The 24,721-nt window shown below is 72.0% G+C and carries 24 protein-coding genes; 13 read left to right on the forward strand and 11 right to left on the reverse strand.

The genetic code is table 11. The features are described from left to right. Nucleotides 1-14: 14 nt before the first annotated feature. On the reverse strand, nt 15-362 hold the full coding sequence (locus IE331_RS02130) for a hypothetical protein (protein WP_318646752.1): 348 nt from the start codon (nt 360-362) through the stop codon (nt 15-17). A 91-nt stretch (nt 363-453) separates the two neighbouring features. Here IE331_RS02130 and IE331_RS02135 point away from each other — a divergent pair, with 91 nt between their 5' ends. The 9 genes from IE331_RS02135 (at nt 454) to IE331_RS02175 (ending at nt 10,317) form a co-directional block, all read left to right on the forward strand. Continuing rightward, the gene (locus IE331_RS02135; protein WP_201930928.1) at nt 454-993 is read left to right on the forward strand and encodes a nucleotidyltransferase family protein; all 540 of its coding nucleotides are present in this window, start codon (nt 454-456) and stop codon (nt 991-993) included. 73 nt (nt 994-1,066) lie between these two features. After that, entirely contained in the window at nt 1,067-1,939 is an 873-nt protein-coding gene (locus tag IE331_RS02140) for an AAA family ATPase (protein ID WP_192140030.1), read from the forward strand. 2 nt (nt 1,940-1,941) lie between these two features. Further along, the gene (locus IE331_RS02145; protein WP_192140032.1) at nt 1,942-3,045 is read left to right on the forward strand and encodes a vWA domain-containing protein; all 1,104 of its coding nucleotides are present in this window, start codon (nt 1,942-1,944) and stop codon (nt 3,043-3,045) included. Next, nucleotides 3,038-4,234, forward strand: a complete 1,197-nt coding sequence (locus IE331_RS02150; RefSeq protein ID WP_192140034.1) for an XdhC family protein — start codon at nt 3,038-3,040, stop codon at nt 4,232-4,234. The genes IE331_RS02145 and IE331_RS02150 overlap by 8 nt, the downstream gene beginning before the upstream one ends. A gap of 79 nt (nt 4,235-4,313) precedes the next feature. Next, complete coding sequence (locus IE331_RS02155; protein ID WP_201930930.1) at nt 4,314-5,558, forward strand: helix-turn-helix domain-containing protein; 1,245 nt, start codon at nt 4,314-4,316, stop codon at nt 5,556-5,558. A 140-nt stretch (nt 5,559-5,698) separates the two neighbouring features. Beyond that, entirely contained in the window at nt 5,699-6,172 is a 474-nt protein-coding gene (locus tag IE331_RS02160; RefSeq protein WP_192140035.1) for a (2Fe-2S)-binding protein, read from the forward strand. Continuing rightward, nucleotides 6,169-8,637, forward strand: a complete 2,469-nt coding sequence (locus IE331_RS02165) for a xanthine dehydrogenase family protein molybdopterin-binding subunit (protein WP_192140036.1) — start codon at nt 6,169-6,171, stop codon at nt 8,635-8,637. The genes IE331_RS02160 and IE331_RS02165 overlap by 4 nt, the downstream gene beginning before the upstream one ends. Beyond that, nucleotides 8,634-9,488 carry an FAD binding domain-containing protein gene (locus IE331_RS02170; protein ID WP_192140037.1) on the forward strand — a complete coding sequence of 285 codons (855 nt, stop codon included), beginning with the start codon at nt 8,634-8,636 and terminating at the stop codon, nt 9,486-9,488. Before IE331_RS02165 ends, IE331_RS02170 begins: the two co-directional genes overlap by 4 nt. Nucleotides 9,489-9,492: 4 nt before the next feature. Continuing rightward, on the forward strand, nt 9,493-10,317 hold the full coding sequence (locus IE331_RS02175) for an SRPBCC family protein (RefSeq protein WP_192140039.1): 825 nt from the start codon (nt 9,493-9,495) through the stop codon (nt 10,315-10,317). 88 nt (nt 10,318-10,405) lie between these two features. Here IE331_RS02175 and IE331_RS02180 read toward each other — a convergent pair whose 3' ends face one another. The 7 genes from IE331_RS02180 to IE331_RS02210 all read right to left on the reverse strand — a co-directional run bounded on the left by IE331_RS02180 (nt 10,406) and on the right by IE331_RS02210 (nt 18,082). After that, nucleotides 10,406-11,038, reverse strand: coding sequence for an alpha-ketoglutarate-dependent dioxygenase AlkB (locus IE331_RS02180; RefSeq protein WP_404821732.1), 633 nt, complete (start codon nt 11,036-11,038; stop codon nt 10,406-10,408). 240 nt (nt 11,039-11,278) lie between these two features. Next, nucleotides 11,279-12,565 carry an ABC transporter substrate-binding protein gene (locus IE331_RS02185; protein ID WP_201930931.1) on the reverse strand — a complete coding sequence of 429 codons (1,287 nt, stop codon included), beginning with the start codon at nt 12,563-12,565 and terminating at the stop codon, nt 11,279-11,281. 40 nt (nt 12,566-12,605) lie between these two features. Continuing rightward, on the reverse strand, nt 12,606-13,781 hold the full coding sequence (locus tag IE331_RS02190) for a branched-chain amino acid ABC transporter permease (protein ID WP_192140043.1): 1,176 nt from the start codon (nt 13,779-13,781) through the stop codon (nt 12,606-12,608). Next, a complete protein-coding gene (locus IE331_RS02195) occupies nt 13,778-14,689 on the reverse strand; it encodes a branched-chain amino acid ABC transporter permease (RefSeq protein ID WP_192140045.1) in 912 nt (303 codons plus the stop codon). The genes IE331_RS02190 and IE331_RS02195 overlap by 4 nt, the downstream gene beginning before the upstream one ends. Further along, nucleotides 14,686-16,524, reverse strand: coding sequence for an AMP-dependent synthetase/ligase (locus tag IE331_RS02200; protein WP_192140047.1), 1,839 nt, complete (start codon nt 16,522-16,524; stop codon nt 14,686-14,688). Before IE331_RS02200 ends, IE331_RS02195 begins: the two co-directional genes overlap by 4 nt. Beyond that, nucleotides 16,521-17,297 carry an ABC transporter ATP-binding protein gene (locus IE331_RS02205; protein WP_192140049.1) on the reverse strand — a complete coding sequence of 259 codons (777 nt, stop codon included), beginning with the start codon at nt 17,295-17,297 and terminating at the stop codon, nt 16,521-16,523. Before IE331_RS02205 ends, IE331_RS02200 begins: the two co-directional genes overlap by 4 nt. Beyond that, nucleotides 17,294-18,082 (reverse strand): ABC transporter ATP-binding protein, encoded by a 789-nt coding sequence (locus tag IE331_RS02210; RefSeq protein ID WP_192140051.1) that lies wholly within the window; start codon nt 18,080-18,082, stop codon nt 17,294-17,296. The genes IE331_RS02205 and IE331_RS02210 overlap by 4 nt, the downstream gene beginning before the upstream one ends. A gap of 172 nt (nt 18,083-18,254) precedes the next feature. Here IE331_RS02210 and IE331_RS02215 point away from each other — a divergent pair, with 172 nt between their 5' ends. The 4 genes from IE331_RS02215 to IE331_RS02230 are packed head-to-tail and all read left to right on the forward strand — an operon-like array spanning nt 18,255 to nt 20,853. Further along, nucleotides 18,255-19,520, forward strand: coding sequence for a PucR family transcriptional regulator (locus tag IE331_RS02215; protein WP_192140053.1), 1,266 nt, complete (start codon nt 18,255-18,257; stop codon nt 19,518-19,520). A 46-nt stretch (nt 19,521-19,566) separates the two neighbouring features. Further along, entirely contained in the window at nt 19,567-19,929 is a 363-nt protein-coding gene (locus IE331_RS02220) for an ArsR/SmtB family transcription factor (RefSeq protein ID WP_192140055.1), read from the forward strand. Then, nucleotides 19,922-20,377, forward strand: a complete 456-nt coding sequence (locus IE331_RS02225; protein WP_192140057.1) for an SRPBCC family protein — start codon at nt 19,922-19,924, stop codon at nt 20,375-20,377. Before IE331_RS02220 ends, IE331_RS02225 begins: the two co-directional genes overlap by 8 nt. Continuing rightward, nucleotides 20,374-20,853 carry a hypothetical protein gene (locus IE331_RS02230; RefSeq protein WP_192140059.1) on the forward strand — a complete coding sequence of 160 codons (480 nt, stop codon included), beginning with the start codon at nt 20,374-20,376 and terminating at the stop codon, nt 20,851-20,853. The genes IE331_RS02225 and IE331_RS02230 overlap by 4 nt, the downstream gene beginning before the upstream one ends. Here the strand turns inward: IE331_RS02230 and IE331_RS02235 are convergent. From IE331_RS02235 to IE331_RS02245, 3 genes are all read right to left on the reverse strand, one after another. After that, on the reverse strand, nt 20,850-22,946 hold the full coding sequence (locus IE331_RS02235; RefSeq protein WP_192140061.1) for an elongation factor G-like protein EF-G2: 2,097 nt from the start codon (nt 22,944-22,946) through the stop codon (nt 20,850-20,852). The genes IE331_RS02230 and IE331_RS02235 overlap by 4 nt on opposite strands. Nucleotides 22,947-23,072: 126 nt before the next feature. Then, nucleotides 23,073-23,717, reverse strand: a complete 645-nt coding sequence (locus tag IE331_RS02240; protein ID WP_192140063.1) for a DUF998 domain-containing protein — start codon at nt 23,715-23,717, stop codon at nt 23,073-23,075. A 120-nt stretch (nt 23,718-23,837) separates the two neighbouring features. After that, on the reverse strand, nt 23,838-24,401 hold the full coding sequence (locus IE331_RS02245; protein WP_192140065.1) for a dihydrofolate reductase family protein: 564 nt from the start codon (nt 24,399-24,401) through the stop codon (nt 23,838-23,840). Nucleotides 24,402-24,721: the final 320 nt, after the last annotated feature.

A 24,721-nucleotide genomic window follows, 5' to 3' on the forward strand; every position in this document is an offset into this window, starting at 1 on the left:
TGACGGCTGCCTGCTCAGCGGCGGGGCAGCGCCCCGAGCGGCGCGACCACGGAGCCGGACACCTCGCACACCCACATCGGGTCGGGTCCACCCAGCTCGGGGTGGATGTAGAGCGCGTGGGTGGCGTCCGGGCCGCAGCCGGTGCACAACGGCCACCGCCCCAGCGTCTCCAGCAGCCCGTCCTGCACGTCCTGGGCGACCAGCCCCTCGACGTACGGGCAGCCCTCGGGCCACTGGTCGGCCCACCATCGTCGCTCGGCGACGGCGTCCTCCAACGCGGAGACCACATCGGCGGTGGCGATGCCGGTCGCTTCCAGGTCGCGCATGACGCGCGCGCGTGCGGACAGCAGGTGGTCGCTCACCTCTCCATTGTGCGTCGGCGACGGTGAGCGCGCATCCCGCGGACGCGGCCGGTCGGCCGGCCCGGGTGGCCCCGGCTGGCACAGTGGGGGCGTGCAGGTCCACGGACTCCTCCTCGCCGCTGGCGCCGGTCGGCGCATGGGACGCCCCAAGGCGCTGGTCGACGACTGGCTCTCCCGGGGCGTCCGGGCGCTGCGGGTGGGAGGGTGCGACCCGGTGACCGTGGTCCTCGGGGCGGCGTCGGACGAGGCGGTCGCCCGGCTCGGTGACGACCTGGCCATGGTGGTGGTCGCGACCGACTGGGCGGAGGGGATGGGCGCGTCCCTGCGGGCCGGGCTGGCTGCCCTGTCGCCGCTCGACGCGGTCCTGGTCACGCTGGTGGACCTGCCCGACGTCGGGGCCGACGTGATCGCTCGGCTGCTGGCCGCTCCGGTCGGGGCGACGACGCTGCGGCGGGCGGCGTACGACGGGATCCCCGGGCACCCGGTGCTGCTGGGCCGGGACCACTGGGCCGGCGTGGCGGAGTCGGCCACCGGCGACCGCGGGGCCCGCGACTACCTGGCCGCCCGGGAGGTGGAGGTCGTCGAGTGCGGGGACCTCGCGACCGGCCGCGACGTCGACCGGCCGAGCTGACCCGGCGCCCCGCCGCACGTTGGGGCTGGAGGCGGCCAACCTTGGGCCAACGTGACCCACGTAGCCTCGGGTCATGGAGCTCACCAGCCCCGGCGACGTGGCGCGCCGGCTGACCGGGACCGGCTACGTCTGCGACGACGCCCTGGCCACGGTCGTCTACCTCTCGCTGGGCATGCAGCGGCCCCTGCTGCTCGAGGGCGAGCCCGGGACCGGGAAGACCTCGCTCGCCGAGGCCGTCGCGGAGGCGCTCGGCCTGCCGCTGGTGCGGCTGCAGTGCTACGAGGGCATCGACGCCACCCAGGCGCTCTACGACTGGGACTTCCCACGCCAGATCCTGCACCTGCGAGCCCTGGAGGCGGCCGGCGGCACGGACGTCGAGGAGGCCGAGAAGAGCCTCTTCGACGAGCGATTCCTCCTGGCCCGGCCGGTGCTGGCGGCGCTGCGCGAGAGCCCCGCCGTGCTTCTCGTCGACGAGGTGGACCGGGCCGACGACGAGTTCGAGGCGTTCCTGCTCGAGGTGCTCTCGACCTACCAGGTGACGATCCCGGAGATCGGCACCGTCAAGGCTGCGACGCCCCCGATCGTGGTGCTCACCTCGAACCGCACCCGCGAGCTGCACGACGCCCTGAAGCGGCGATGCCTCTACCACTGGATCGACCACCCCGGCCTGGACCGCGAGGTGGAGATCCTGCGCTCCCGGGCGCCGGAGATCTCCGAGGTGCTGGCCCGGCAGGTCGTCACCGTCGTCCAGAGCCTGCGCGAGCGCACCGACCTGCTCAAGCCGCCGGGCGTCGCCGAGACCCTCGACTGGGCGCGGGCGCTGACCATGCTCGGCGCCGAGGAGATCGACCTCGAGGCCGCCTCGACCACGCTCGGCGCGCTGGTGAAGTACCGCGAGGACGGCGACCGGGTGCGCCAGGCGCTGGACCGGATGCTGGCGGGCTGACCATGCACGCCGCGGACGAGATCCTGCTCGGCTTCACCCGGGCGCTGCGCGCGGCCGGGGTCCCGGTCACCCAGGACCGCGGGCACGGCTTCCTCCGCGCGGTGAGCATGGTCGGGCTCGACGACCGGCAGGCGACGTACTGGGCGGGGCGGGCCACGCTCTGCGCCGGCCCGGACGACCTCGACCGCTACGACCAGGTCTTCGAGGCCTGGTTCAACGCCAGGGACGGGCTGCCGCGCAGCGTGCCCGCGCAGGAGTCGTCGTCCACCGTCCTGCTCGACGTCCCTGAGGGGGACGGCGAGACCGGCGAGGCCGACGAGGCGGTGCGCGCCGCCGCCAGCGCCGAGGAGGTGCTGCGGCACCGGGACGTGGCCGCGCTCTCGGCGTCCGAGAAGCGTCGGCTGGAGGGCATGTTCGACGACCTGCGGCCGCGCTCCCCGCTGCGGCGTACCGCCCGGCACCAGCGCTGGCACCGCGGCGACCTCGACGCCAACCGGACCCTGCGCAACACCCTGCGCCGCATGGGCGAGCCCGGCGACATCGCCTGGCGGCGGCGCGGCGTGAAGTCTCGGCGGGTGGTGCTGCTCATCGACGTCAGCGGCTCGATGAGCGGGTACGCCGACCCGTTGCTGCGGCTGGCGCACCGGTTCGCCACGGCGCCCGGCGCCGGGTCGCGACCGGTCGAGGTGTTCACGATCGGCACCCGGCTGACCCGGATCACCCGGGCGATGCGGCTGCGCGACGCGGAGCGGGCGCTGGTGGCCGCCGGCGAGACCGTCCCGGACTGGTCCGGCGGCACCCGGCTGGGGGAGACGCTGCAGGTGTTCCTCGACCGGTGGGGCGCCCGCGGGCTGGCCCGGGGCGCGATGGTCGTGGTGTTCAGCGACGGCTGGGAGCGCGGCGACGCCTCGCACCTCGCCGAGCAGATGGCCCGGCTCCGCCGGGTGGCGCACCGGACCGTGTGGGTGAACCCGCACCGGGGCAAGGCCGGCTACGAGCCGGTCCAGCAGGGCGTGCTGGCGGTGCTGCCGCACGTCGACGACTTCGTCGCCGGGCACTCGCTCGCGACGTACGCCGAGCTCGTGGAGGTCGTGGCGCGTGCGTGAGGTGATGTCCGAGCTGCTCGCCTGGTGGCGGGCCGGGGAGACGGTCGGCATGGGCACGGTGGTGGCGACCTTCCGGTCCGCGCCCCGGCCGGCGGGCGCGTCGATGCTGGTCGGCCCGGACGGGTCGGCTGTCGGATCGGTGTCCGGCGGCTGCGTCGAGGGCGCGGTCTACGAGCTGGCGCAGGAGGTCGTGGGCTCCGGCACGCCCGCGCTGGAGCGGTACGGCGTCTCCGACGACGACGCCTTCGCCGTGGGCCTGACCTGCGGCGGGATCCTCGACGTCTACGTCGAGAAGGTGTCCCGGGAGACCTTCCCGGAGCTGGAGGAGATCGCCGCCGACCTCGACGCCGGCCGCCCCGTGGCCGTCGCCACCGTCGTCTCCCACCCCGACCCCGCCCTCCTCGGCCGCCGCCTCCTCGTCCGTCCTGAGGGGATAGTCCACGAAGATCGAGTCGTCGATGAGGCGGAATCGCGACTCGAAGTTCGTGGACTATCGGGGACGACGGGGAGTGCGAGGGCGGACGCGGCGATCCACGACGATGCCCTGGGGCTGCTCGGGGTGGGTCGCAGCGAGGTGCTGGAGTACGGCCCGGACGGCGAGCGGCGCGGCGAGGGGATGCGGGTGTTCGTCTGGGCGTTCGCCCCCAAGCCGCGGATGCTGGTCTTCGGCGCGATCGACTTCGCCGCCGCCGTGGCCCGGGTCGGCAGCTTCCTCGGCTACCAGGTCACGGTCTGCGACGCCCGCCCGGTCTTCGCCACCGCCAGCCGCTTCCCCGAGGCCGACGACGTGGTCGTCGACTGGCCGCACCGCTACCTCGAGGCCGAGGTCGAGGCCGGCCGGATCGACGGGCGGACCGTCATCTGCGTGCTCACCCACGACCCCAAGTTCGACGTCCCGCTGCTCGAGGTCGCGCTCCGCCTGCCCGAAGTCGCGTACGTCGGGGCGATGGGGTCGCGACGCACCCACGACGACCGGATGGCCCGGCTCCGCGAGACCGGCCTCGACGAGCACGAGCTGAGCCGGCTCAGCAGCCCCATCGGCCTGGACCTCGGTGCCCGGACCCCCGAGGAGACCGCGGTCAGCATCGCCGCGGAGATCATCGCCGGCCAGTGGGGCGGCACCGGCGAGCGACTGGCCGGGACGACCGGGCGGATCCACCACGACGAGGCCCACGTCGGGACCGACTGAGCCTTCGTCGCGGAAGCGTTCCGCCGTGTGGGGCCCTCGGATACGGTGACAGGAAACACAGGACCACGCAGGAGTCGCCGTGAGCGAGGCGCACAGGGAGCTGCACGACCGGCGGCTCGAGGCCGTCCAGGCCTGGAGCATGTTCGTCGAGCAGGGCGACGGCGCGCAGGCCCGGGTCCGCCCGGAGATCCTCGACTCCTGGCAGCGCTCCGGGGCCGCGATCTCTCCCGAGGTCGCCGAGGCCCCGATGGCCGACGAGTCCGACACCCGCTCCTTCTGGCAGGACTCCCCGCTGCAGACCGCGGTCGCGCGGGTCGAGGCCGAGCTGCGGCGTACCGCCGAGGACGGCGACCTGGTGGTCGCCGTCACCGACGCCGACACCCGGATCCTGTGGACCTACGGCGGCCGGGTGATGCGCCGCAAGGCGGAGACGGTGAACTTCGTCGCCGGCGGCCGGTGGGACGAGACCAGCGTGGGCACCAACGCCCTCGACCTGGCGGCGCGGGTGGACGCGCCGTCGATGGTGTTCAGCGCCGAGCACTACGCCTCGATCGTGCACAACTGGGTCTGCTGGGCCGCGCCCGTGCACGACCCGGTCAGCGGCGAGCAGCTCGGGGTCATCGACCTCTCGACCACCTGGGACCGCAGCCACCCGATCGGGCTGGCCACCGCCCGGGTGATGGCCCGGCTGATCGAGACCGCGATGCCCGAGACCGGGCGCTACGGCAACCGCGCCGCCGTCGAGGCGATGAGCGTCGAGCCCGGGCTCGACCTCACGCTGCTCGGCACCGCGCAGGCCCGTGTGGACGGTCACCGGCTCCTGCTCAACCGCCGCCAGACCGAGATCCTCGCCCTCCTGGCGCTGCACCCCGAGGGGCTCTCCTCGGAGCACCTGCACGCGCTGCTGTACGGCGACTCCGCGGTGACCCTCTCCACGCTGAAGTCCGAGGTCTCCCACCTGCGGCACGCGCTGGGCGGCCAGCTCGCGTCCCGCCCGTACCGGCTGACCATGCCGGTGCGGATCGACGTCGACAACGTGATCCAGCTGCTCCGTCGGGGCCGCGTGGCGGACGCGGTGGCGGCGTACGGCGGCGACCTGATGCCCGGCACCGACTCCCCGGCGCTGACCGAGCTGGCCGACTACGTCGCGGTCGCCGTCCGGGAGGCGCTCCTGGCCGATCCGCAGCCGGACGCGGTGATGCGCTACGTCGAGATCGCGCCGTACGACACCGAGGTCGTCGAGGTCTGCCTGGCCCGGCTGGGCGACACGGCGCACCCCGCCAAGGCCCTGCTCAAGGGCCGGCTCGCCGCCGCCGGCCGCTGATCTCCCCCCCTCACCATCCCGCTCCCCGCTCCGGGACCATCGAGATCGGTCGCCGCCGCCAAGGCCGCCAACCTTTCTCCAACCTCGGGCGCCTACCGTGACGAGAGTCACTCGCCCACAGAGAGTCAGGGAGTCGCCACATGGCCAGGATCGAACTCACCGTCGACGGGGCGAAGGTCTCCGACGACGTCGAGCCCCGCATGCTGCTGGTGCAGTACCTCCGCGAGAAGGTCGGCAAGACCGGCACCGTGATCGGCTGCGACACCAGCAACTGCGGTGCGTGCACCGTCCACCTTGACGGGCAGAGCGTGAAGTCCTGCAACGTCCTGGCCGTCCAGGCGGACGGCGGCGAGGTGACCACGATCGAGGGCCTGGCCCAGGACGGCGAGCTGCACCCGATGCAGGCCGCCTTCCACGAGTGTCACGCCCTGCAGTGCGGCTTCTGCACCCCCGGGATGATCATGCAGGCCGTCGACCTGCTCAAGGAGAACCCCGACCCCTCCGAGGAGGAGGTCCGGCTCGGCATCGAGGGCAACCTCTGCCGCTGCACCGGCTACCACAACATCGTCAAGGCCGTGCGCACGGCGGCCGGTTCGGGAGGTGGGGCGGCATGACCGTCACCGAGGAGCCCACGACCGCCACGGAGATCGGCCGGGACCGGCGCCGCAAGGAGGACCAGCGCCTGATCACCGGGCGCACCCGCTGGACCGACAACCTCGCCCTCCCGGGCATGCTGCACATGGCCATGGTCCGCAGCCCGTTCGCGCACGCGAAGATCACCAACATCGACACCGCGGACGCCAAGGCCGCCACGAACGTCGTCACGGTCATCACCGGCGCCGACGTCGCCGAGGAGCAGGGCTCGCTGCCCAACGCCTGGCCGATCACCCCCGACCAGGTCACCCCGCCGCACCCGCCGGTCGCGGTGGACCGGGTGACGTTCGCCGGGGAGATCGTCGCGGTCGTCGTGGCGCGCACCCAGGCCGAGGCCCGCGACGCCGCCGAGCTCGTGGACGTCGACTACGAGGAGCTTCCCGCGGCCCTCGACCTCAAGGAGGCCGCCGCGGACACCGTCCTGGCCCACCCCGACCTCGGCACCAACAAGTCGGCGCTGTGGGTCTTCGACTCCGCGCAGGCCGGCACCGGTGGCGACGTGGACGAGGCCATCGAGAAGGCCCGTGGCGACGGCATCGTCGTCGAGCGCGAGTTCCGCCAGCAGCGGCTGATCCCAGCGTTCATGGAGCCCCGCTCCGTGGTGGTCGACCCGACCGGCGAGCAGATCACGATGTGGTCGGCGACCCAGATCCCGCACATCCTGCGGTTCCTGCTCGCCGCGGTGCTGGGCGTCTCCGAGTCCAAGATCCGGGTCATCGCCCCGGACGTCGGCGGGGGCTTCGGCGGCAAGCTGCAGACCACGCCGGAGGAGTTCATCGCGATGGTCCTGGCACGACGCCTGGGCCGGCCGGTGAAGTACACCGAGACCCGCTCGGAGTCGCTGATGGCCGGCCACCACGGCCGCGACCAGTGGCAGAAGATCACCCTGTCGGCCGAGAAGGACGGCAGCGTGACCGGCCTCAAGGTCGAGCTGCTCGCCGACCTCGGGTCCTACGTCTCTCTCATCGGCGGCGGCGTCCCGGTGCTCGGGGCGTTCATGTACAACTCGATCTATAAGTTCCCGGCGTACCAGTTCAACTGCCAGACGGTGCTCACCAACAAGACCTGGACCGACGCCTACCGCGGCGCCGGCCGGCCCGAGGCGACGTTCGCGATCGAGCGGATCATGGACGAGCTCGCCGTCGAGGTCGGCGTCGACCCCCTCGAGATCCGGGAGAAGAACTGGATCACCCACGAGGAGTTCCCGTTCACCACGGTCGCCGGACTGGAGTACGACTCCGGCAACTACGAGGCGGCCACTGAGAAGGCCAAGGAGAAGTTCGGATACGACGAGCTCCGGGCCGAGCAGCAGCGGCGCAGGGAGTCCGGTGACCCGATCCAGCTGGGGATCGGGGTCTCGACCTTCACCGAGATGTGCGGCCTGGCTCCCTCCCGGGTGCTCGGCTCGCTCGACTACGGCGCGGGCGGCTGGGAGCACGCGAGCGTGCGGATGCTGCCGACCGGCAAGGTCGAGGTGCTCACCGGGGCCTCGGCGCACGGGCAGGGCCACGAGACGGCGTTCAGCCAGATCATCGCCGACCGGCTCGGGGTCCCGTTCGAGGACGTCGAGGTGCTGCACGGGGACACCCAGATCGCGCACAAGGGCCTGGACACCTATGGGTCGCGGTCGCTGGTGGTCGGTGGCGAGGCGCTGGTCAAGGCCGCGGACAAGGTGATCGAGAAGGCCAAGCCGATCGCGGCCCACCTGCTCGAGGCCTCCGTCGACGACCTGGAGTTCAGCTCCGGCCGGTTCTCGGTGCGCGGCACCGACCAGGGGCTGGGCATCGGGGAGGTGGCGCTGGCGACGTTCGCGGCGCACAACTACCCCGAGGGCGTCGAGCCCTCGCTCGACTCCGACGCGACCTACGACCCGGTGAACTTCAACTACCCGCACGGCACCCACCTGTGTGCGATGGAGGTCGACACCGAGACCGGCCAGGTCAAGATGCGCAAGTACACCTGCGTCGACGACATCGGCAACGTCATCAACCCGCTCATCGTCGCCGGTCAGGTGCACGGCGGGCTCGCCCAGGGCATCGCCCAGGCCCTGTGGGAGGAGGCGGTCCACGACGACGCCGGCACCCTGGTCTCGGCCTCGTTCGTCGACTACCTGGTGCCCACGGCGGCGGACACGATCAACTTCGACATCGGGCACCGCTCGACGCCGTCGCTGACCAACACCCTCGGCACCAAGGGCGTGGGCGAGGCCGGGACGATCGCCTCCACCCCGGCCGTGGTGAACGCCGTGGTGGACGCGGTCCGGTCCTTCGGGGTGAACGACATCCAGATGCCGTGCACGCCCGAACGGGTCTGGAAGGCGATCCACGCCAAGGACGGTGGCGGGGCGGACCCGACCACCGGTGACGCCGCACCCCACTTCGACCCGGCCGACGTGGCCGACCGCACGGACGGAGCAGCCCAGTGATCCCCGCCCAGTTCGACTACCTGGCACCGACCAGCCTCGACGAGGCCCTGGCCGCGCTCGCCGAGCACGGCGACGACGCCAAGATCATCGCCGGCGGACAGAGCCTGCTCCCGGTGCTCCGGATGCGGCTGAACGCGCCCGAGATGGTCATCGACCTCGGCAAGATCGAGTCGCTGCGCGGGATCCGCGACGACGGGGACCACCTCGTCATCGGGGCGATGACCACGCACGCCACGGTCGCCTCCGACTCCGCGGTCGCCGAGCACGCCGCCCTGATCAGCAAGGCGGTGGAGCACCTGGCCGACTCGCAGATCCGGCACCGCGGCACCTTCGGCGGTGCGCTGGCGCACGCCGACCCGGCGGGTGACCTCGGGGCGCCGGCGCTGGCCCTGGGGGCGGAGTTCGTCATCGCCGGATCCGGGGGCACCCGGACCGTCGCCGCGGACGACTTCTTCGAGGACCTGTTCACCACCGCGATCGGTGAGGACGAGATCCTCACCGAGGTCCGGATCCCCAAGCACACCGGCTGGGGCGCCCACTACGAGAAGTTCGTGCGGGTCGCGCACCAGTGGCCGATCGTGGCCGTGGCCGCGACCGTGAAGGCGGACGGGGGGACGATCGCCGAGGCCCGGGTGGGCCTGACCAACATGGGCTCCACCCCGTTGCGGGCCCGAGCCGTCGAGCAGGCCCTCGTGGGGCAGCCGGCCACCGAGGACGCCGTACGGGAGGCGGCCGGCGCCGCGGCCGAGGGCACGAACCCGCCCTCGGACCTCAACGGCGACGCCGACTACCGCCGGCACCTAGCGACCGTGCTCACCCGGCGTGCCGTGCTCGCCGCGGCCGGGGGGTGAGCGCGTGGACCTGACCCACGAGTTCACGGTGCCGGCGTCGATCGAGGAGACCTGGGAGGCGTTCAACGACATCGAGTCCGTCGGCGGGTGCTTCCCCGGGGCGGTCGTGACCTCCGTGGAGGGCGACACGTTCAAGGGCTCGTGCAAGGTGAAGCTGGGGCCGATCGCCCTCGTCTACAACGGCACCGGCACCTTCGTCGAGAAGGACGAAGCCGCGCGCACCATGCGGATCGAGGCCAAGGGCAAGGACAAGCGCGGCAACGGCACCGCCGGCGCCAACGTCACCGCGAGCATGAGCGAGGTCGAGGGCGGTACGACGGTCACGGTGGTCACCGACCTCGCGATCACCGGCAAGCCGGCCCAGTTCGGCCGCGGTGTCATGCAGGACGTCAGCGACAAGCTGCTCGCGCAGTTCGTCGACTGCCTCGCCGGCAAGGTCGGCGGGGGATCCGAGGCCGAGGCCGGCCCCGGGGCCTCCGCGGACGCCCGTGCCGGCGACGACGTCCAGGCCGACCTCGGCGCCCCCGGGGACGGCACGCCCGATGGCGGCGCGATGTCTTCGGGAGCCGGGGCGCCCGGCTCGGGAGCCGGCGTGGCGGCGGCGTCGACCGGCGGCTCGGCCGCCGGGCCGGGGGCTGCTGGGTCGTCGGCTGCTGGGCGCTCCGCGGCTGCTGGGTCGTCGAGCTCCTCGGGGTCCGCGGGCGCCGACGACGCGCTCGACCTCGGCGCCACGGTGATCCCGGTGCTGATCAAGTCCTACGGCAAGCAGTTCGCCGCCGGTCTGGCCGGCCTGCTGGTGCTGGTCTGGGTGGTCAAGCGCCTCTTCTGATCCCCGACCCGTCGCTTGTGTCCCATCCCCTGCGGGACACAAGCGACGGGTCGACGGTCTGTGGGCCGACACAAGCGACGGGTCGGCGTCAGAGGACGTTGCGGGGGCGGAACTGCACGGAGATCCGGGGGCCCGCGGTGGCGGTCTTCGGGACCGCGTGCTCCCAGGTGCGCTGGCAGGAGCCGCCCATGACCAGCAGATCCCCGTGCGAGAGCGTGAACGCCAGCGAGGCGCCGCCCGCCCCCGGCCGGTCTCGGCGCGGGCGCAGCATCAACCGCCTCGGGTCGCCGAAGCTGAGGATCGCGACCATGGTGTCCTCGCTGCTGCCACGCCCGATCGTGTCCCCGTGCCAGGCCACGGAGTCCCGCCCGTCGCGGTAGAAGCAGCACCCGGCGGTCACGAACGGCTCGCCGAGCTCGGGCGCGTAGTGCTCGCTCAGCGCCGACCGGGCCTCGGTGAGTGTCGGGTGCGGCAGCGCCTCGCCGGCCCCGTAGGTGTGCACCAGCCGGGGGACGTCCACCACCCGGTCCCACATCTGCCGTCGCTCGGCGCGCCACGGCACCCCGGCGACGAGCGCGTCGAGCACCGCGTCGGCCCCGGCGACGAAGTTCGGCCTGACGTCGACCCAGGCGCCCCGCGCGAGCGGCGTACGTCGGGTCTCGCCGAGGTCGGCCAGCGAGGTCGCCTCGGCCACGTCGAAGAGATTCGCCTGGAACTCCACGGGTCGAGTGTAGCGGAGAATCGAACACGTGTTCGACCGACGCGACCGGGTCTTCGGATGTGCAATTCGACCGCAATTGCGGCCGAATGACATGGGATCGGCTCGAAAATGTGTCATACGGCCGCAATTGCGGCCGAATGACAGGTCCGGGCTGCTCGGCCGACCCGCTCGACCCGCCGACGGCGAACGCCGCGCCCGCTGGCAGCGGACGCGGCGTTCCCCGATCTCGAGCGGGTTGGATCAGCCCTCGAAGCAGGGCCCGTCGAACTCGTAGCCCTCGGCGGTCGGACCGGAGAAGAAGTCCTCCTCCAGGGCCAGGCCGGCCGGCTCCTTCGGGTCGACCTTGCTCAGCACGGTCTGCCGGAAGATCGTCTCGTTGGGGTCACCGGCGCGGTTGCCGGCCTCCTCGGGGAGCATGCCCTCGTAGTCGACGGTCTCCAACGAGCCCACGGCCTCGAGCAGGCCGGCACGGGTCTTGTCGTAGTCCCCGTCCAGCCACTCCTCGAGCGCGGCCTTCAGCGGGTAGGACCAGGCCCAGCCGGCGGTGTAGCCGTCGTTCTCCTGCTCCACCTCGCCCACGGCCTCACGCATGGCCTCGTGGCCGGGGGTGTCGGTGCCGAAGCTGCCCCAGTAGCCGGAGGCCAGGTAGAGCGCCTCGAGCGCCTTGGCGGACGGCGTGCCCAGCAGTGCCGGGTTCCACGCCGGGCCGAGGCCCACGAACTGACCCTGGTAGCCCTGCGCGGCGGCCTGGCCGACGATCACGGCCGTCTCGGTCGGGCCGGTGCCCAGGATGACCAGGTCCGGCTTGTTCTTGACGACCGCGCTGATCGCGCCCGCCTGTGCCTCCTGGCCGGGCGCGGTCTCGACGTTGGTGTACTTCAGCGAGTTCGAGTCCGCCGCGATCTTGGCACCGGCCGCGCCGTCGCCACCGAAGTCACCGGGGAAACCGACCGACATGACCGACTTGATGGACTTGTTCTCGACCATGTAGTCGACGATGTTCATCGCCTCGGCGCAGTACGGCGCGCCGGACTCCAGGATCGTGTCCTCGAACGGCCACAGCGACGTCCACGAGGCCGGCGCGGCGATCATCTCGTCCCGCTCGAGGTCCCCGACGATCGCCAGCGTGGTCGGCGAGCCGAGCGATTGGGCGAGTGCGAGGACGTCGTCCTTGATCTCGGAGTAGACCTGCTTGTGGGTCTGCGGGTTGTAGAGGTTGTCCTTGACGAACTTGTCGGTGTCGATGTCGTAGCCACCGATGCCGCCGTCCTCGTTCACCCTGTTCCAGAAGGCCTTCTGGGCCTCGGTGATCGGCACGCCGAGCGGCGCGAAGGGGCCCTGGGTGAGGTCGGAGATCGTGCCGAGGTAGATGCAGCCGTTGTCCTCGTTGACCGCATCCGGGCACGCGTCGTCGGTCACGCCGGGGGCGTCAACGGCCTCGCTGCCGCCGCCGTCGTCGCCGGCACGGCACCCGGTGGCCACCATGGCGAGTGCCGCCAGCAGCACTCCGTACTTGTGCACTTTCACAGCACTTCTCCTTCGTTGGTTACTCGGTTGTCAGGGCCACTCAGTAGCTGAACGGCCAGCCCTTCCAGTAGGTGCGGATCCGGATCCAGATGCCGAACAGCCCCCGGGGCTCGAAGAGCAGGAACACCACGATCAGCAGTCCGTAGAGGATCGACTCCAGCTGGAAGACGTTGGGGGTCTCGGTCACCGACCCCGAGATGATCGGGATGTACGCCGGCAGCTCGCGCGTCAGCGTCGGGAGCAGCGAGATGAACAGGGCGCCCATGATCGTGCCGGCCACGGTGCCCGCCCCGCCGATCAGCACCATCGCGATGAACTGCACCGACAGCAGCAGGTTGAAGCTGCTCGGCTCGAAGAACCCGATGACGCTGTAGATCAGCGCACCCGAGCACCCGGCGTAGAACGAGGAGATGCCGAAGGCGACCAGCTTGGTGCGCGGCAGGTCGATCGCCATCATCTCCGCGGCCATGTCCCGGTCGCGGACCGCGGCGAAGGCTCGGCCGACGCGGGACCGTGCGAGGTTCCGGGCCCCGAGCGCGAAGACCAGCATCAGCACCAGCATCAGCAGGTAGAGGTTCTGGTCGGTGGTGAAGAGCGCGTTGGACCGTGCGAACGAGAAGCCGAACAGCTCCGGCGTCGCGGCCTCGCGGCCGACCCCCGCGCCGCCGGTGAGGTCGCGCCACTCCCGGAAGATGTGCTCCCCGATGAAGACCAGGCCGAGCGTGACGATCGCCAGGTAGAGCCCGCGCAGCCGGGTCGCGATCGGGGCGATCAGCACTCCGGCCAGGGCGGCGACGATGCCGGCGGCCGGCAGCCAGACCAGCATGTTCGTGATCCCGAAGCCGATGGTCCGGCCGTCGGGGTCCCCGGAGATCGCGGCCGCGGTGTAGGCGCCGACGCCGAGGAAGAACGCGTGCCCGAGCGAGACCTGCCCGGCCAGGCCGGTGACGATGTTGAGGCCGAGGGCGCCGATCGCGAAGGCGAACGCCAGCGCCAGCGTCTGCAGCAGGTTGTCGGCCAGCATGAACGGGAGCACCAGCGCGACCAGGATGATCGCGCCCACGCCAGAGAGCTTGGGGCGCGTGTTGAACAGCGCCAGCTCCTGCCCGTAGGACCGGTAGAAGTGCGGCCGGCCTCCGGGCCGCCGTGACCGGTGGCCCCGACGGGCGGCGGGGCGACTGCTCCCGGCGCCCGGGGTCGATGTCGTGGTGCTCATACCCGCCTCACCTCCGGTGTGCCGAAGATGCCGTAGGGCTTGGCGAGCAGCACCAGCAGCATCAGGACGTAGGGGGACACGCCCGCGAAGTTGTTGCCCAGCCAGGGGGCGAGGTCGCGCTGGTAGCTGCCGACCATCGACTCGACGACGCCGACCGCCAGCCCGCCGATCACGGCGCCCTCCAACGAGTCGAGACCGCCGAGGATGATCGCCGGCAGCGCCACCAGGGCGACGATCCACAGCTGCCGGTCCACGCCGGCGCTGGTGGCGAGCAGGGTGCCGGCGATGGCGGCCAGAGCACCGGCCATCGCCCACGACATCGCGAACACGCTGCCGACGCTGACCCCCTGGGTGAGCGCCGCCTCCTGGTCGAACGCCGCGGCCCGCATGGCCAGGCCGTAGCGGGTGTAGCGGTAGAACCAGACGAGCGCGGCCACGATCACCGCCAGCGCCAGCATCGACACCAGGTGCCGCTCCTGCACGCGCAGGCCGAGCAGCTCGGTGCGCTGCAGGCCCCACGGGTTCGGGATCGGCCGGGCGCCGAGCCCGATGAAGCCGCTCGCCACCACCCGGATCGCGATGTCGAGGCCGATCGTGATGATCGCGACCACGAACGCCGGTCGGCCGATCATCGGCCGGATCGCCAGCCGCTCCACGATCAGTGCGATGACCGCGGTGATCAGCGCCGCGGCCCCGAGCGAGACGAAGAAGGTCAGCCCGGTGAACAGCATGAAGCCGATCGCGGGCGCGACGTAGCTGGTGACGACGGCGCCGGTGAGCATGAGCGCCGGCTGGGCGAAGCTGATCACGCCCGTGGCCTTGTAGATGATGACGAAGCCGAGCGCGAGCAGCGCGTAGACCGAGCCCACCCCGAGCCCGCGCAGCAGCACCTCCAGGAAGTCGGTCATGAGCTGCTCCTGGCGTACATCTCGGAGACGGTGTCGTCGAACATCTGGGCGATGGCGGAGCGCTTGACCTTCTGGGTGGCGGTCAGCTCGCCGTCCTCGTGGTCGAGCTCCTTGGGCAGCAGGCGGAACTCCTTGACCTGCTCGACCTGCGCCAGCCGGGTGTTGACGTCCTTGACCACGCCGCTGATGAGCTCGACGACCTCCGGCTTGGCGGTCAGGTCCTTGTAGGTGCTGAAGCCGAGCTGCTTGCGCTGCGCCCACTCGCCGACGGTGTCGAGCTCGATGCCGATGAGCGCGGTGAGGTACTTGCGGCCGTCGCCGACGACGATCGCCTCGCGGACGTACGGCGACGCCTTGAGCTCGTTCTCGATCATCGAGGGCGAGATGTTCTTGCCGCCGGCGGTGATGATGATGTCCTTCATCCGGTCGGTGATCTTGAGGTGCGTGCCCTCCACCCACTCGCCGACGTCGCCGGTGCGCAGCCAGCCGTCCGCGCCGAGGACCTCCGCGGTCGCCTCGGGCTTGCGCCAGTAGCCGACGAAGACCCCGGGGTGCCGGGTGAGGATCTCGCCGGTGGCCTCGTCGATCCTGACCTCGACACCGGGGTGCGCCTCGCCGACGGTGCCGAGCCGGATCCGGCCGGGCCGGTTGGCGGTGGCGACGGCGGTGTTCTCGGTCATCCCGTAGACCTCGTGCATCGGCACCCCGATCCCCATGAAGAAGCGGAGCACCTCGGGGGCGATCGGGGCGGCGCCGGAGGCGGCGTACCGGACCTTGCGCATGCCGAGCCGGTCCTTGAGGGCGCGGTAGAACACGACGTAGCCGATGCCGTAGACCAGCCGGGTGCGGGCGGTGTGCGCGCCGCCGTTGGCGACGAGCTGGTGCCCGAGCCGGTCGGCCACCTTCAGCCAGTAGGCGGCGACCTTGCGCTTGAACCAGGAGGCGCCGGAGAGCCGGATCTCGACGCCGGCCAGGAGCTTCTCCCAGATCCGGGGCACGCCGAAGAGCACGGTGGGCTGCACCTCGCGCAGGTTCGCCGGCACGGTCTCGGCGGACTCGGCGAAGTTCACCTGGGTGCCGGCCGAGGCGTTGAACCAGGTGGTGAAGATCCGCTCGGCCACGTGCGAGAGCGGCAGGTAGGACAGCAGCAGGTCGTCGGGTCCCGGCGGCGGGTCGGTGAAGGCGCCCTCCTCGGCGAGGATCCTGATGGCGAACTCCACGTTGGCGATGCTGAGCATCGCGCCCTTGGGCGGCCCGGTGGTGCCGGAGGTGTAGATGAGCGTGGCCAGGTCCTCGGGCTCGGCGGCGTCCATGGTGGCGGCGATCGCGTCGGGGTGCGCGTCCCGGTGCTCACGGCCCAGCTCGAGGAAGTCCTCCCACGGCATCAGCAGCTCGTGGTCGTAGCGGTTCCGGATGCCGCGCGGCTCGAGGTAGACCACCTTGCGCAGGTCCGGGGCCTGGTCGAGGACCTCGAAGGTCTTGTCGACCTGCTCCTGGTCCTCGGCGAGGATCACCTTGGCGCCGGAGTCCCCGAGCAGGTAGCCGACCTCGGCGGCGGGGTTGGTGGGGTAGACGCCGACCGAGGCGGCCCGGGCGGCGAGGGCGCCCATGTCGGCGATCAGCCACTCGGGTCGGTTCTCGGCGTGGATCGCGACCCGGTCGCCGGGCTCCAGCCCGAGCGCCAGGTAGGCGTGGCCGGCGAGCTGGACCTGCTCCCAGTAGTCCTCCCACGTGTACTCGCGCCAGACGCCGAGGTGCTTGTCGCGCAGGGCGACGGCGTGCGGGCGGACCGTGGCGTGGTCCCGGATCCGGGTGACCGGGCTGGAGGTGCTCATGAGCCGATCTCCTCACCGAGGTAGGCGCGGATGACGTCGGGGTGCTGCTGCACCTCGGCCGGCGTCCCGGTGGTGATCGGGGTGCCGAAGTCGACGACCATGATCCGGTCGGCGAGGTCCATCACCAGCCCCATGTCGTGCTCCACCATGATGATCGGGACGTCCAGCTCGTCGCGGATGTCGAGGATGTAGCGGGCGGTGTCCTCGGTCTCCTCGAGGTTCATGCCGGCGACCGGCTCGTCGAGCAGCAGCAGCTTGGGCTCCATGGCGAGGGCCCGGCCGAGCTCGACGCGCTTCTGCACGCCGTAGGGCAGGAGCCCCACCGGCAGGCTGCGCCAGGCCTCCAGCTCGAGGAAGTCCACGATCTCCTCGACGAAGCGGCGGTGCTCGAGCTCCTGGTTGCGGGCCTTGCCGCGCCACAGGAACGCCGCGGCCGCGCCGTACCCGATGTGCTGGTGCCGCCCGAGCATGAGGTTGTCGAGCACGGTGAGGTGCTCGAAGAGCGCGATGTTCTGGAAGGTGCGGGCCATCCCCATGGCGGCGATCCGGAACGGCCGGCGACCGAGGATGTCCTCGCCGAGGAACCGCACCGAGCCCTGCTGCGGGCGGTAGACGCCGGACAGGACGTTGAACAGCGAGGTCTTGCCGGCGCCGTTCGGGCCGATGATCGCGAAGAGCTCGCCGGGGTTGACCTCGAAGCTGACCCCGTTGACGGCCTTCACGCCGGCGAAGGACAGGTGTACGTCGTCGAGCCGGGCCACGGGTGCACTCATGCCGACCACCTCTTCTTCCGCCGGTAGTGCTTGGTGTCGCGGAACGACTTGCGACCGTCCTCGCCGGGGTGCAGGCCCAGGTAGAACTCGCGGACGTCGTCGTCGCGCAGCAGCGCGGCGGCCGGCTTGTCCATGACCACCCGGCCGGTCTCCATCACGTAGCCGTGGTCGGCCACCGACAGCGCCATCGTCGCGTTCTGCTCGACGAGGAGCACGCTGGTGCCGGTCCGGTTGATCTCCAGGATCACGTCGCGGATCGCCTCGACCATCAGCGGGGCCAACCCCAGGGTCGGCTCGTCGAGCAGCAGGTAGCGGGGGTCGGACATCATCGCCCGGCCGATCGCCAGCATCTGCTGCTCGCCGCCGGACAGGTAGCCCGCGACCTTGCCGCGCCGCTCGGCCAGCACCGGGAACAGGCCGTAGACCCGCTCCAGGTTGTCGGCCATCTGCGGGCGGGCGGTGTGCGCCCCGACCTTGAGGTTCTCCTCGATGCTGAGCTCGACGAAGACCCGGCGGCCCTCGAGCACCTGGCGCACGCCGTTCTTGACGATCTTCTCCGGGGAGGTGCGGTGCAGGGGCTTGCCGTCGAGGTCGACGCCGCCCTTGGTGACCGCGCCCTCGTGGATGCCGAGCAGGCCGGTGAGGGCCCTCAGCAGCGTCGTCTTGCCGGCTCCGTTGGAGCCGAGCAGTGCCACGATCTTGCCTTCCGGGACCTCCAGGCTCACCCCCCGGAGGGCCAGCACGACGTCGTCGTAGACGACCTCGAGGTTGCGTGCACTCAGCATGTGACTCCGTTTTCCGCTGGGGAGGCGTGTGACGTGGCACTCATCGTGCGTGCTGTCGGTGCGGCGTGTCTTTGGGCGGCTGCCCAAATCCTCGGGCCCCGGTTCGTTCCCGGGTCACAACCGGATCTGGACGAACGGTGGTGCGCCCGGGGCTCATGGGGGAGGATCGCGGGTGACTACCGGGGAGGTGGTGATGGTCCAGGACGTCCTGTCGCTGCACGACGACGCCCGTGGGGTCGAGGTGCTCGCGGACTGGGTCCGGGGGCGCGCCGACGCCGTCGCCCACGACGCCACCGAGGCGATCTGGGCGGAGGTGGACGCCTACGGCGACCGCGCCGACCAGACCCTCAAGCCGGAGGTGGCCGCGCACTGCCGGCAGGTGTTCCTCGCGTTCCTGGCCAGCGTGGACGGGCGTCGCAACCCGGGCCGCGCCGACTTCCCCTGGACCAGCCGGCACGCCATGCGCCGCGTGGACCTCGGCATCGCGCTCCCGGACTTCATGAAGGCGTTCCGGATCGGGCAGATCACGCTCTGGGACGACATCCTCGAGGGCGTCCGCGAGAACCCCGGCGCCAAGGACGCCGCGCTGCTCCTGGTCAACCAGGTGATGCGCACGATCGAGGTCGGCAGCACCGCCGCGGCGGAGGCCTACCTCGAGGCGCAGCAGTTCAAGATCGCCGACTCCGCCCGGCTGGCCCGGGACCTGCTCGAGGACCTGCTGGCCGGTCGGCCGCCCACGGTGCGACCCCGGGTGGTGGCCCTGGCCGAGGTCGGGCTGGCCGAGGACCGTCCCCTGTTCGTCGCGGTGGGCCGGGTGCCCGCCCCGGACGAGGCGCCCGCTGGCCGCCGCGACCTGTTCCGGCTCCGGACGGCGCTGGCCAGCCCCGGTCGCGGCCTGGCCGTCGTCCGCCAGGACGAGGTGGTCGCGGTGCTGCCGGTCAGCCCCGGCTCCGAGGGCCGGGTGCTCGAGGGGCTGCGCAGCGCGGTCACCTCGCTGTCCGGCCAGGGCGTCTTCGCCGAGGTCGGCGTCAGCACCGCGCGTGCCGGCCTGCACGACGTGCCCGAGGCCTACGACGAGGCCCGGATGGCGGGCCGGGCCCTGTCCGCCCCGGGCGTCCGCAGCCTGGCCGAGATGTCGACCCTGGACTTCCTGGTGGCCTCCCACGGCACCGAGGCGCAGCGCATGGTGCGCCCCGAGGTGCGGGCGTTCGTGCTGGAGGACCTGGCCGGCGACGGCATGTTCGTCGAGACGCTCAGCCAGTACGTCGCCCACGACCTCAACGCCAAGCTTGCTGCGATGAAGCTGCACGTGCACGCGAACACCGTCTACTACCGCCTGGAGCGGATCGCCGAGCGCACCGGCTGCGACGTACGCCGCGTGGACGAGCTGATCGACCTGCTGCTGGCCGTGCGCCTGGTCCGGAGCGAGCGGCACTGACGTCGCACTATTGATTTAGTACGCCAATCAGCGTAATGTTTGCCATATGGCGAACTTTGCAGGCATGTCCCCGGCGGCGATGGACCGACTGTTCGTCGCCCTCGGCGACGCCTCCCGGCGTCACATCCTGGTGCAGCTGGCCGAGCGCGGCGCGCTGAGCGTGGGCGAGGCCAGTCGGGGCCTCGACCTGTCGCCGGCGGGCATCACCAAGCACGTGAAGGTGCTGGAGGAGGCCGGCCTGGTGTCCCGTCGCCTGGCCGGTCGCCGGCACGTCCTGAGCCTGGAGTCGGAGCGGCTCCTGCTCGCCGAGGACTGGATCGACCGCTACCGCAGTCTGTGGGAGCACAGCCTGGAGCGGCTGGCTGCCGTGGCTGCCCACCTCGAGGCAGAAGGAGAAGACAGTGACTGAGACCACCCACCTGAGCCTGGAGGTCGACCAGCTGGTCGACGCCAGGCCGGAGACCGTCTACCGCCTGCTCACGGAGCCGGAGCTCTACGCCCGCTGGTTCGGGCCTGCCGGGTCGGTCGTGACCGTGGAGTCGATGGACGTCCGGCTCGGCGGGCGGCTGGGCCTGTCCATCGCGATCCCGGCCGCGGACCTGACGGTCGGGATCGAGGGGTTCTACGAGGTGATCGAGCCCCCGACCAGGCTCGTGCACACCTGGCGCTCGCTCGACGAGGAGCTGGTCACCTCGGTGACCTTCACGCTCGAGCCGCAGGGGGAGGGGACCCGCCTGGTGGTGACCCACCGCGGGTTCGTGGACCCCGTCGACCTGGAGAGCAACCAGGGCGGCTGGCACGACCACCTGGCCACGCTGGCCGAGCGAGCGGTCGAGCTCGAGCGGAGCCTGTCGTGAGCGCGGGGCAGGCCGCACCCGTGCGCTCGCGCGTGGGTCGCGAGGTGTTCGTCTGGGGGCTGGCCGGGTGGGGGCTCCTGCACCTGGTCGGTGGGGCGTCCCTCCTGGCCGCCGGCGGCACCGAGGGCCTCGACACGCTGGCGCCCGGGGCGGCCACCCCCGCGCCCGACCCCGCCGGGGAGGCCGCTGCCGCGGTGGTCCACTTCCACGGGTTCAACATCGCGGCCGCCGGGCTCCTGGTCCTGGCGCTCGCGCTGGCGTGGCGGCGTACGGGTCGGTCGTGGCAGGCGGCAGTGGCCGTCGGCGTGGCCGCCGTGCTGGACCTGGGGCTGGTGGCGTTCCTGCTGGCGCCCGGGCTGATGCCGCTCTCCGAAGGGCTGTGGGGCATCGCCCTGCTGGCCGTCGGGCTCGTGGGGTACGCCGTCCACCGCGGCGTGCGTCGTCCCGTTCCGGTCACGTTCACGCGGGCGGCTTAGTCAGGAGCGGGCTCCAGCGTCGTGGCCACCGGGTCCGGGACCCGCTCGTAGCGGGCGAACGCGCGCGTGAACGAGGCCGAGCCGTGGGTGATGGAGCGCAGGTCGGCGGAGTAGCGACGCAGCTCCAGCTGGGGCACCTGGGCCCTGACCACGACCAGGCCCGGCTCGCCGGCGGGCTCGCTGCCCAGGACCTTCCCCCGCCGCGCGGACAGGTCCCCCATGACCGTGCCGACCAGGGCGTCGGCGACGACCACCTCCACCTCGTCGACCGGCTCGAGGAGGCACGTCCCGCCTCGGGTCGCAGCATCGCGCAGCGCCAGCCCGCCGGCGGTCTGGAACGCCATGTCGGAGGAGTCGACGCTGTGCGCCTTGCCGTCGGTCAGGGTCACCCGGAGGTCGACCATCGGGTGGCCGGACTCGACGCCCTGAGCCATCTGCGCCCGGACGCCCTTCTCGACCGAGGGGATGAACTGTCGGGGCACGGCACCACCGACGACCCGGTCGACGAACTCGAAGCCGGCCCCTTGCGCAAGTGGTTCGACCTCGATGCTGCACACGGCGTACTGCCCGTGCCCGCCGCTCTGCTTGACGTGCCGGCCGTGGCCGGTGGCGGGCCGCACGAACGTCTCCCGCAGGGGCACGCGGAGCTCGACCTCCTCGACGCCCACGCCGTAGCGGGTCGCGAGCCGGTCGAGCAGCACGTCGGCGTGGGCCTCGCCCATCGTCCACAGCACGATCTGGTGGGTCTCGTCGCTGTGCTCGACCCGCAGGGTGGGGTCCTCGGCGGCCAGCCGCTGGAGTCCCAGGCCGAGCTTGTCCTCGTCGCTGCGCGCCGTGACCCGGATCGCCACCGGCAGCTGGGGTTCGGGCATCCGCCAGGGCTCCAGGACCAGCGGCAGGTCGACGGAGGCGAGGGTGTCGCTGGTCTCGGCCCGTCGGAGCCGTCCGATGGCGCAGAGGTCGCCCGCGATGACGGCCGGGGCAGTGCGCTGGGTCTTGCCCAGCGGCACCGAGAGGCTCCCGATCCGCTCCACCTCGTCGTGGTCCGGGTGGCTCGAGGCCGGGTCGGTGCCGGTGCCGGCCCACGCCGAGCGGTGCCCGGACACGTGCACCGAGGCGTCCGGCCGCACGGTCCCCGAGAACACGCGGACCAGGCTGACCCGCCCCACGTAGGGGTCGGTGGTCGTCTTGACCACCTCCGCGACCAGCGGACCGGCCGGGTCGCACGCGATCGCCGGGCCTGGACGGCCCGCGGGGGTGTAGACCGTCGGCAGCCGATGCTCCAGTGGTGAGGGGAAGGCCGACACCATGAGGTCGAGCAGCTCCGTGGCCCCGGCGCCGCTGGTCGAGTCAACCGGGACGACGGGATGGAACGACCCCCGGGCGACGGCGAGCTCCAGGTCTCGGACCAGGACATCGGTGTCGATGGGCTCGCCGGCCAGGTAGCGCTCCATCAGGGTCTCGTCCTCGGACTCCTCGATGATCCCCTCGATGAGCGCCGCCCGCTCCGCCTCGTGGCCGTGGTCGTCGGTGATCAGGCCGACGACACGTCCGTCGTCGTGCAGGTGGACCGGCAGCACCCGGTCGCCGAAGACGCCCTGCGCCTGGGCCACTACGCCGTCGACGTCGGCGCGGGCGTGGTCGAGCTTGGTGACGACGAGCACGCGGGGCATGGCCACGTCGGCGCACTCGCGCCAGAGCGCCCGCGTCGGCTCGTCGACCCCCTCGTTGGCGGCGATGACGAACAGGGCGCAGTCGGCAGCCCGCAGGCCCGCGCGCACCTCGCCGAGGTAGTCGACGTACCCGGGGGCGTCCAGCAGGTTGACCTTCACGCCGTCGTGCACCAGCGGCGCGAGGGCCAGGGCCACGGAGCGCTGCTGGCGGTGCTCGATCTCGTCGAAGTCGCAGACCGTGGTGCCGTCCTCGGTGGTCCCGGCCCGGTTCAGCACGCCGGCCTCGACCAGCAGCCGCTCGACGAGGGTGGTCTTCCCCGCGCCCGCCGCACCCACGACCAGCACGTTGCGGATCGCCTCCGGCCGGATAGCGACCGGAGGCCCGGCCTGGCTGTCGACCCCGGCGACCTCTCTGCTCATCGTGACGGCCCCTGCTCCCTAGCCCGACGGTCCGAAGAGTGTCAGCCCACTGTTCACCCGATCGGCCTCGCGAGACAAGCAGTCACCGCCCCAGGAGTTTTCATGGCCGGGGTGGGCCGGGGCCGGCTAGTGGGTACGTCGACCGGGCGCCGTGCCGGCGAGTCGCGTCCATGCGAAGGCGGCCAGCCCCACCAGCACCGGCCACAGCGCCAGGCGCTCGAGGGCACCCGAGGCGGATCCGTCACCGGAGAGCACGAACGACACGGCCGCCGCAGCGGTGACCGCTCCGGTCGCGAGGAGTGCCCTGGCCAGGGCCGGTTGGTCCTCCCGCAACCGTGCTCCGAGCACGATCAGCGCGACCGGCTGCGCCACGAACAGCGGGGCTGCGGCGATCGCATGCAGCGTGGCGTTCTGGTCGAGCGGGGCCAGGCCCGTGGCGATCGAGCTGAGCCCGGAGATCACGAGCAGCCCCGTCACCCACGGCCCCAGCGACCGCGACAGCAGCACCGCCCCGCCGACCAGCAGGAAGCCGAAGCCCATGAAGGAGCCGTTCATGAGCTCGTGGCGCGGCGAGCAGTACGCCGCCGAGCACCCGACCTCCCCGAGCCGACTCACCGAATCGACGACGAAGTCGTAGCCGCCGACCGTTGCCGCGGCAACCACGAACTCGGTGGCGATGTAGGCCGGCCGCACGAGCAGCGCCAGCGCTCCCCAGCGCGTGGCCCGAGCCCTGGTGGCTCCGAGGACGTCTCGTCCTCGGGTCGCCGGCATCCGGTCACCCTAGACGGTGCCGTGGTGTGTCGCCGGTCAGCAGGCTCGCAGCTCGGGTCGTGTGCCTGACACCGGGCTATGGCGCGCTCTCAGGCACACGACCCGATGTCCTCGGCGCGGTCAGCGTCGGGGTTCGTAGCGGGAGAGGGTCACGTCGTCGGGAAACGTTCTCGTCTCCACGAGGCTCAGGTTCACCCAGGAGTCCAGCGTGCTGAAGAACGGCGTGCCGCCGCCGACCAGCACCGGGTGCGTGACCACCTGGAACTCGTCGATCAGGCCGGCGCGCATCGCCGCGCCCGCGAGTGTGGCGCCGCCGATCTCCATCGGTGCGCCGTCCTCGGCCTTCAGTCGGGTGATCTCGGCGACGGCGTCGTCGGTGACCAGACGCGCGTTCCCGCTGACCTCGTCGAGGGTCGTGGAGAACACCACCTTCGGCGTCCTCTGCCAGATGCGGGCGAACTCGACCTCGACGGGCGCCGTGCCCGGCTTCTGGTCGGCGGTCGGCCAGTGCGCGCTCATCACCTCCCACAGCTTGCGGCCGTACAGCGAGACACCGATCCCGCGGGCTCGGTCGTTGAACCACTGGTGCAGCTCGGCGCTGGGCACGCCCCAGCCGATGTCGTCGCCGGGCGCGGCGATGTAGCCGTCCAGGGTCACGTTCATGGAGTAGATCAGTCTGCGCACGGTCTCAGCCTTCCACCAGCTGTGTCGGTCTCCCATGTGTCGACCGCGCCCGCCACGGGAACTCATCGGTGCGCGAACTGCACCCGCAGGCTGGTGGTACGCCCACGTCCTCGCACCGGAGGTCCGCGCGTCCACGAGCGGCGCGATCGTGCGGGTGCTCGAAGCCTCCACTGACGCCGTACTCGGGGGCTGGAACCGCGCCACGCCGACCGCAGCGCGGCCCGGGCCATAGGCTGGAGACGCTCGTGGTGGTGCCGGTCGGATTCCTCAAGGTCACCCAACCTCCTCCAGGGCACAGCACCGACGTCGAACTGATCGCT

Source organism: Nocardioides donggukensis, assembly GCF_014842875.1.
GTDB classification, from domain to species: Bacteria; Actinomycetota; Actinomycetes; order Propionibacteriales; family Nocardioidaceae; genus Nocardioides; species Nocardioides donggukensis.